The organism is Citrobacter sp. VF227, assembly GCF_052950715.1.
Window position 1 is genome coordinate 1 of the sequence record NZ_JBRFVF010000100.1, and the last position, 706, is coordinate 706.

At 44.1% G+C, this 706-nt stretch carries 1 protein-coding gene; it reads right to left on the reverse strand.

Going from position 1 to position 706, the window contains the following annotated elements:
* Positions 1-544 (reverse strand): replication/maintenance protein RepL (locus ACU8YC_RS25270; RefSeq protein ID WP_446896000.1); only part of this gene is annotated, 544 nt, incomplete at its 3' end.
* Positions 545-706 lie beyond the last annotated feature (162 nt).

Sequence of the window (706 nt, forward strand, 5' to 3'; positions counted from 1 at the left end):
TTTCTTTAACAATTTCATCTATTTTCTGATCAGCCGACTGAGCTTTGTTGACTTCGACTTTTGGCTCCCCAGCCTTTGCGTACGTCAATAGTATGCTCATTCTTTGTTGATATGCTCCTTTGAATATTACGTTAGGGTTTATCCTAACGTGTCCGACCCCGCGTTTAATGATGTCATGTTTCGTAAGAGCTGACATTGTAGTTGCGACAGTATCGTATGATACGCCAATTTCTTCAGCGATTTCTTTATTAGTCGCGATGACAATATTTTCGGCGTTCCGATTACGGAACAGCCACATTAGAACTTCGATTTTTTTTGATCCAATTTCATCAATGGCATCAATGATATGGCCTAGCCATATCTTCTCAAAATTCGCGTCACGCCCTTGTAGTTCTACATGGCCGACTTCGACGACTTCCCCTGTCTCTGTGTCGAGAAGCTTCCTATGCGAGATCGCCTTCAGCTTCTTGCTGGTGGTCCCTCCGCGCGATCTTTCGACAGCCTTTTGAGGGTCCGGGGCCACTAGCTTTTCCAAGTCACCCATGAGTCGGTTTCCCAAGCGATTCGCATCTAGGTTCTCATTCTACAGATCCGATCTCCAAAAACCAGAGTCGGTTTTAAACCGACAGCAAACACTAAAAAAACCGACAGCAAACACGGAAAAAACCGACTGGCTAAAATCACTCATATTCATAAATATCAATGA